We start from the raw sequence: 7829 nt of genomic DNA on the forward strand, positions 1-7829 counted from the left end.
CCTCGGCGATCGCTCGCCGGAGCTGCCAGCGCGTGCGCGCGAGCAGGACGAAATCGTCCATGTAGCGCACGTAGGACACCAGCCGCCCTTGCGACATCCGCCGCTCCATGGCCCGGTCCAGGGGCGCCAGATAAAGAGCGGGCGGGCAAGACCCGCGGCGGGAGCCGCTGGGCGGCCCCATCGGCGATTCCGCTGAGCGCGTCGAGACGGGGCGTCGCGGACACTGCTGCAAGCGCCCCGCTCGCATTTCGCAAGCCGACGAAGCCCCGCCCGATTCGTGAACCGGCCCAAGGGGTTGTAGGGGCCGGACGCTCCTACTGGCAGGCGCAGTAGCGTGGCCGGTCTGCCCAGACCGCGCTGGCCGTGGTCGTCGGAGCCACCAGCCGACGCGCATCGCTCGCGACGATCGGCTCGAAGAAGCACCCGACCCCCTGGGTGCCGAGGCCCGGGAACGTTTCGCCCAAGAAGGAATCGGAGAAGAGTGCTGCGACCGCCCCGCAATGTGCGTTCGTACCGCCGACGGCAGACACGAATCCCGCGCGGAGTCTCCCGTCGCCACGCGCGAGGTCCGCCGACCCGCCCTCAGGACGAACGAAGAGTCCAAGGGTGTTTCGTGTTTTCCATACGCTACCGGATGCTGCTTCGGACGGGCAGTCTCGTCCCGGGCTTCGCGCCGATGGCCCGACGAACGGGCTCGGGCTCGGGCTCGGGCTCGGGGGAAACGGCTCCGCCGATCGTGATCAAATCGGAGATGAGACCGAGAGCGCCCAATGGCTTCGAGCCCGGCGAACCCGCCGTGGTTGTGTCCACTTTGCAGCCGTTCGGAGCGCCGTTCGTGGACAACACGAAGTTGTCGACGGGTAGGTTCGAGGCGCCGGCACTATCGAACAGGTTCACTCCCACGAGCCCGCTTGCCCCGTAGCTGACCAGGAGGTTGCCGTTGGAGTCGCCATACAGACCCATCGACCCCGCGCCGCAAGATGTGAAGATCGCGCCATCGGTAGTGCCCAGCGGTAATACCGCCAAGTTCCCATCAGAGCCGGGCGCGTACTGGAGCACGACGGTTTGGGGGTAGAAGCTGCCTGCGGTGGCGGGGCCGCTTGAGTAGTAGTTGGGATTATCTAGGTTTGTCGTGTAGCCGGGGCCGCCGACTGCGACCGTCAGAATGCCAAAACTTTCGGTCAAGTTCGCCTGGAATGGCGGCGTGTAGAGCAGCTGGGAGGCAAATGGCTCAACGGTGTCCGGTCCCATTCCAAAACCGCCCGAATCATCACTGTTCAAATGATATTCCGAGCCGTCGCAAGGGTTCTCGCTCGTAAGCTCGTCGACTGGGCACGCAACCAGGAGGTTCGACGTATCAGCTGGGATGAGGGAAGTAGCATCCCCTTGGTCGGTCTCGGGAGGTTCTGCCCACTCCCCTGAGACCTGATTCCAGAATAGAACCGGCTGTAGATCACCTCCGTCGACGTCAAACATTCCATATTCGGCCGCGGTGATGACCGAAAAGCCCTCACTGTCATAGAGCGGAAAATCGTACGCCAGCTCACAGTCGTAGGAGTCGTAGCACCAGTATCCAACATTGCTGGGAACCGGATCGCTCGGTCCGTCCTTGTACTTTTCAATACTCCCAATGACGCCGGAGTAGAAGACCGCTCCCGTGTCCGCGTACTTTGCGAGCGGACCCGACAGTGGGCAAGGAAGGGTCTGGTTCTCGTTGCATGGCGGGTATGTGCGCAAGTTGGGACCGACCGTCGAAGGGGCCTGCTCGTACCCCGACTTGTCGATCCAGCCCCGGGCGTTACCCCATATGGCGTGAGGGAGCTGCGCAGCAGTATCCGGCTCGAGAGTCAGGTCCGAGTTGATCGCGATGACGAGAAGGCTGCCACGAGCGAGAACTTTCTTATCGCCCATCAAGACGGTGCCATTTTCACAGACCAAGTCGCTGCAGAGTTCCTCGGTGGCCGTCGAAAAACTGGCATAGAGGTAGTTTCCTGTCGGATCGACGGCCAGTGCCGCCACCGAACCACAGTCCTCGTAGTCAGTGCCTCCGAAACGACACTGGAAAGAATAAGAAGTCGGCCAGCCCGAGGGCGTTTTCAGAGTCGGGGCATAGTTACCCGATGCTTTCTCGATGACCTTGGGGTAAATCTCACCGTCCGAAGCGCCGAGGTAGAATATCGATTGTCCGTGATAGGTTCCCCCGAGCACGATCGAGGTGTAAGCCTCTCCTGTTCCGGTTAATTCGCCGTCAACGATACTCCCGTTGCTGCATATCCATCCTTCATCCTTTTGGCATGGATAATTCGAGTTGGAGGTTCCGTCAGATTCGTACTGGCAGTAGCAAGGCGGCGAGGCGCTCTCGATCTGGCCGCAGCTCCCAGCGGCCCCAATCTGATAGCCTCCTAAGCTGTTGCAGCGAGAGCCGTTCGAGTCGGGGCAGCCGAGTATGATGGCTTCTGAATTGGAGTCCACCGGGCAGTCCGATATCGGGGTCAGCGTGGAGAAGGAAATTGTTTCGCTCGCTCCAGAGGTCGCGAGGACATAAACAGACTTCGGCACCATACCCGGCACGCCCTGCGGCTCTGCTACCACTACCTGGGTCTGCGCATTCGCAATGGGGATTCCCATTGCCATGGGACAGAGGAGCAGAGCGACCAGCCCGGCGAATCCGGCGCCGAGGCGACGGAATCCGCATCTCGCCGGACTTGAGGGCGATGGCCCGGATGGGACCTTGCCATCGCTCAACGAGTCTGGGCCGACTCGCCCATAGACCACCTTTTCACCCCTTGCCTTCATCTCCGCATCTCCTTCAAAGCTTCCTCGTGCATGTTGCACGGTGGACATTTAAAACTCCTTTTCGGCCCGCGCTTCAAGTAACCGGCAAGGGTCTCACCAACTGCCGATAAAACGGATGTGTCCGCCTTTTGTCCGTGAACCGCAGCCGAAACGCCCCTTTTTCTTGGCTTCTTTCGGTGCCCGTAGACCCGCGTCACGCCCACCGACGCATTCGCGATCCGTCGGTCAACGACGGACGATGTGCTGGCGCGGAAACGGCACCGAGTGCTCCCAATCCGCCAGAATCGCGCGCAGCGCAGTCACGAGAGAAAGCGGCTGATCGAGCATCATGTGGTGCCCGGCCAGTGGGATCTCCACGACCGGCGCGACCCGCCCGAGTGCCTCGTACATGATCGCACCTACATGGGCCGTGACAAGACCGAACTCCGACCGAATGAGCGCGACGCGCCCGCTCACCTTCGGCAGTAGCTCGGCCGTCTGCGTGCGACTCACCGCTCGAAAGAGAGCCGGATCGAACTTCCAGCTGAAGCCGCCGTCGACGGAACGCAGCGAATGCTCTGCCACGTGTCGAAGAATGAACGGGTCGTAGTTCTCCTGCCGCGGGACCGTCCGAAAACGCGCGATGGCGGTCTCGACGTCGGGGTAGATCTTCGGGGCGCCGAAGGCCTGCCCTAGGCGGGCCGCCTCCACCTCCGCGTCCTCGGCGACGATCGGGCTGTCGAGGATGATCATGCCGGCAATGTCGGTGCCGGCCTTCACCGCCGTGGCCGTGGCGACGAAGCCCCCCATCGAGTGGCCGATCACGACCGGCGGCCCTTCCATGCCCTCGCCCTGCGCTGCGGCCAAGACCTCTTCGGTCCAGTCGTCGACGCTGTACTCGGAACGTCGCCCGCTGTCGCCGTGCCCCGAGAGGTCGAGCGCGACCACCCGATACTGAGGAAAGAGCGGCGCGATGAAGCTCCACCAGTGCGCGTGGCCAGCACCGCCGTGGATCAGGACGAGGCCCGGCTGCTCGCGATCGCCCCACGCCATTCGGTGAATCGCGCACCCGCTTACGGTGATTTCGTCTTCCTCGACCGGCGCGGCCAGGGCGGTCCGGAGCCACTTGGGAGCATCGTCAGCCATCGCCGCCAAGAATGGTGGTGGCAGGCGACCGGAGCAACCCCTCCGAGGGGTTCGATCTCGGTACCCCCGCCCGGCGGCCACGCCGCGGCACGCCGCCGGCCGCGCTACGACTCGGGCGAATCCGCGATCCGAACGTCGTAGAGCCGGCGCAGACGCACCAGGCCCGTCGCAAGGCGATCGCGCCCCAGCTCGTCGGCGGCCATGCGCAGCACACGCGGACGAACCTCCGCAACCGGCGGAAGCTCGGCGGCCAGGATCTCCTCGACCCGCACGAGGTGGAGCCCGTAAGGGGATTCCACCGGCCCCGACCACGTCCCCGGCTCGAGACGGAAGACCTCGTCGGAAAACGGCTTGCCGAGACGCCCCTGAACGCTCAAGCGGGGAACCGAGCGAAAGTCGAGCCCCAGCGGGAAGGCATCCGAGAGTTGCGCGCGGCGATCCTCGTCGATCGGATCCGACTGAAGAAGGGCCAGCGCAGCAGCCGCGTCGTCGGCGACCGAATCACCGCGTACATCCGCGCTCAGAAAGACGTGCGAGAAGGTCACCCGCTCGGGTTGGAGAAACTCGTCGCGGTGCGTCTCGAGAACCTCGCGCAGCTTCTCGTCGGAGAGCTCGGAATGCCCGGACGGCTGGCGCAAGACGAGTCGCATCTCCTCCGCGAGAAGGCGGCGAATGACGACGTCGTCATCGAAACCGAGCGCGACGGCCTCGCGCGCGAGCTCGCCCTCACTCCTCCCGGGACGTTCGCTCACCGCCCGCATCTTCTGCACCAGTCGAAGCCGAACGCTGCCGTCCTGATAGTCGAGAGCGAGGCGCTTGGCCTCGCGGTAGAGAATCTCTTCTTGCACCTCTTCGGCGACGAGCGCGCGAAGTTGCTCGGGTCTCGGGGGCGCACCCCACCTTCGCTCGAATCGGTCACCGAGGCGTTCGAGGTGTTCGACCGAAATCACGATCGGCGCGCGCACCGGAACGGCCGGTCGCTCGCCCGGTGTCTCGCCGAGAGCCCAGCGAAGTGCGATCAGCCCGACGCCGCCCACCACGAAGTGCAGCGGCGGCCAGGAGAGCCAGGCCTTCACGGCGCGCTTCCCGCTCCGACCGGGCTGTACCAGATCGGCGACGTCCAGGCGCGCTGCTGCACCGTCTTCGGCACCGCGCCGGCGCAGCATTGTTGATACTCGTACGCCGTGTAGCTCATCGGTGTCTCGCACACTCCACCGCCACAGTCGTCCTTCGAGGCGCAGCCCTTGCCGTTGAAGCTCGGATCGGTGGAGCCACACACCCCCTGCGGGGCCGCACAATCCACACCCCGGGCATTGCAGTAGTATTGGTTCCATCGACAGCTCGGCTGCTCGAGCACGCGAACGTAGTAGAAGGCGTGGCTGTCAGGGTGGAAGTCCGGATCCGCCCAGACCGAGCAAAGACTGGCCGCCCCCACCCCATTCGTCCTACACGTCGCCAGATCGACCTCCCCGACCGCCGGCGCGACGCGAAGCCGACCATCGCCGCGAGAGATCGCGCGGGGCGAGCCGTCTGCGTACGTCGTCAGATCAAAGACCTGCTCGCGTGTCTCGTCCCCGTCTACCCAGCCCTTCACGATCTGCAGGCGATCGAGCTTCGTTCCGGGATGGAGCGGCCATCCCGGGTCCATCATGGCGCTTACCGCGAACCGCGGTGCAGCGTCACCCACGACGTCGCTCCTCGTCAGAGTACCACCCATCGGCACGCCCGCTGCGTATCCCTGGGCCGCGAAGTCTCCGCGCTCACATATGTCGGGCGGCAGATCGGCGCCCCCGAAGAAACGGACGATCGGTCGGGTACCGCTCGTCGCATACGTTTCGCGGTTCTTGAGCGCGGTGAAAATCGAGTCTCTCGAGTTCTCCTCGGCCCACGCGACCGTCAGTCCACCGCCGTTCGTCTCGAGGCCGAGAAAGAATTTCTCGTCCAGCGCCTGCGAGGAGACCGCGAAGCTCTGGACGCCATGCGCGCCGTGGCGGGCATAGTCGACCTCTTCGCTGTGCCCCGGCGTGCCGTTGTGATTATCCAGCCCTCCGACGAAGCCGAGCTTGAACGGGTTGATGCCAGTCGCGTCGTCGAACTGAATGCCGTTCTTCAGCGTGTTGCGAACGAAGCCGTTCGGCGGAATGTTGTCGGGGTCGCGGTTCTCGGGCTGGAGCCACTCGCCGCTCAGCCGACTGAAGTTCTGCGCCTCGAAGGCACACTCCTCGTCGGTCGAGCCCCACGCCCCGGGCATGTCCGCCTGGAAACGGCATTCCGACGAGCCTTTGATCTGTAGGATCTCGACCAATGGCTCCATCGCGCCCCGGATCTCCGCCTCGTCGAGGCTCTCGGGCATCAGGAACATCGCGCCACCGCTCAAGTTCGAGTTGTGTGGAATCGAAAGCGCCTCGCAGCGGGGACGGAGCGGGCTGTCGTTACAAAGACGGCGCAGATCCTCGAGCATCTGCTGCGGAGAGCCGAGAGCGAAAGATCCCGGTCGCACGCACTCGTCGCCCTTTCCGCAGCCGACCGGAGCTTCGATGTTGCTGATGGGAACGTCGAGCACTTCGTCGTTCCGGAAGATGATGTTGCGGTGCATGTTGTCGAGCCCGCCGCTGCCAGGATAGGTCGACACGCATAGGCCCTTGGGACCGCCTTCGGGCGGGCAGTCCTCGGAAGCGTCGTCTTTGCCGAGATTGTCCCAGCACGGGAGATCGGGAAGGTTCTCGCAGCGCCCGGCCGACATCATGGCCGTGTACTCGTAGGCCACGAACGACGTGAATGTGCAGGCCGAGGTTCGATCGTAGGCGGCTTCCGCGTCGGCCTGGATCTGCTGCCACACGTTCGTCGCCTGCTCAATGCAACGATCACCCAACGGCCCCTCGCCGAGCGTGCAGAACTTCACCCGCTGCGGGTTCTCCGACGCGTTCTCCGGATTGGCCACGAGAGCCGCCGCCGGCCCGCTCGTCAGGCGAGTCAACTCATCGCGTGCCAGCGTGCAGAGAGTCGAGCCGTGTCCGACGGGAACGCACTTCGTCGGGAGGTCGCCCCCGGTGAGGTCCGCGATCACGTCGCCCACCACGGTTCCGCACTCCTGGCCCGCCGGGCAGTCTGCGTCGGACTCGCACGAGACTTCCGGCTCGAACATGCAGATGTTCGACTCGCCGAACTGCTCGGAGTGATCCGTGATCGCGACCCAGTCGAGGGCACGCCCCTCGGGCAACTGCGCCGTACGCGAGGCCGTGAACTGACACTTCTCTGGCGGCAGACAGTACGGGTACGGGGCCACCAGGGGCGACGCATCGGGGGGTACTGGCGTGGGTTGGAACTGGTCCCGGGTGTCGACCCAGGGAGCCAGGCCGACCTCGTAGCCCTTCGCGTAACGATACCCATCCGCGGGAGTATTCCTCGTCCAGAGCGTCACAGCATCGAACGAATACGCGGTATGAATGTGAGTCTCGCCGAAGAATGGGCTCTTGGTGGCGCTGTAATTTGCGCACGGAGCCCGATCTTCGGTTCGCTCGAACGCACGGTCCGCCGCGCCAGCGTCGGACAAAGCGAAGACCGAGACCGCCACCATCACGCCCGAACGAGCCCACCTTATCGCGTCCATCCGTCGTTCTGGCCCCAAGCCCAAAGGCGAGTCAAACCAGGCCTAAGATCCGCCGTCCGCGTCACGAGGGAAGCCCGGCGGGCGACTCCGCCGCCGGCAGGGCCAGGAGCGCCCCCTCCCCAACGCTCCTTGCGACTCCACTACTGCGCGACGAAACCAAATAGGTTCTTCATGTCGCCTACACCGGATCGCCTGGGTGGTACTCTACCCGCTGCTAGCCACCGCAAAATTGATTCGCTGAAGCCATGATGCTCCCCCAAGCTGAATCGAATCCTGGGCAGACGGCAAGATCAGAGCC

5 protein-coding genes are annotated in these 7829 nt (G+C 64.4%); all 5 read right to left on the minus strand.

What is annotated here, in order from left to right:
- Positions 1-314 precede the first annotated feature (314 nt).
- The 5 genes from P8R42_16170 to P8R42_16190 all read right to left on the minus strand — a co-directional run bounded on the left by P8R42_16170 (position 315) and on the right by P8R42_16190 (position 7531).
- A complete protein-coding gene (locus P8R42_16170; GenBank protein ID MDG2306150.1) occupies positions 315-530 on the minus strand; it encodes a hypothetical protein in 216 nt (71 codons plus the stop codon).
- Between the two features lie 97 nt (positions 531-627).
- Complete coding sequence (locus tag P8R42_16175; GenBank protein ID MDG2306151.1) at positions 628-2634, minus strand: hypothetical protein; 2007 nt, start codon at positions 2632-2634, stop codon at positions 628-630.
- Positions 2635-3021: 387 nt separating this feature from the next.
- Positions 3022-3921 (minus strand): alpha/beta hydrolase, encoded by a 900-nt coding sequence (locus P8R42_16180; protein ID MDG2306152.1) that lies wholly within the window; start codon positions 3919-3921, stop codon positions 3022-3024.
- A gap of 104 nt (positions 3922-4025) precedes the next feature.
- Positions 4026-4997, minus strand: coding sequence for a peptidylprolyl isomerase (locus tag P8R42_16185; GenBank protein MDG2306153.1), 972 nt, complete (start codon positions 4995-4997; stop codon positions 4026-4028).
- A complete protein-coding gene (locus tag P8R42_16190; GenBank protein MDG2306154.1) occupies positions 4994-7531 on the minus strand; it encodes a DUF3604 domain-containing protein in 2538 nt (845 codons plus the stop codon). The genes P8R42_16185 and P8R42_16190 overlap by 4 nt, the downstream gene beginning before the upstream one ends.
- Positions 7532-7829: the final 298 nt, after the last annotated feature.

The sequence above is a fragment of the Candidatus Binatia bacterium genome, from assembly GCA_029243485.1.
In the GTDB taxonomy this organism is placed as follows: Bacteria; Desulfobacterota; Binatia; order UBA12015; family UBA12015; genus VGTG01.

Excerpts from the sequence above, each read along its gene's own strand:
- P8R42_16175 (MDG2306151.1), bottom strand. The coding sequence starts at position 2,634 with ATGGCAATGGGAATCCCCATTGCGAATGCGCAGACCCAGGTAGTGGTA.
- P8R42_16180 (MDG2306152.1), bottom strand. The coding sequence starts at position 3,921 with ATGGCTGACGATGCTCCCAAGTGGCTCCGGACCGCCCTGGCCGCGCCG.
- P8R42_16190 (MDG2306154.1), bottom strand. The coding sequence starts at position 7,531 with ATGGACGCGATAAGGTGGGCTCGTTCGGGCGTGATGGTGGCGGTCTCG.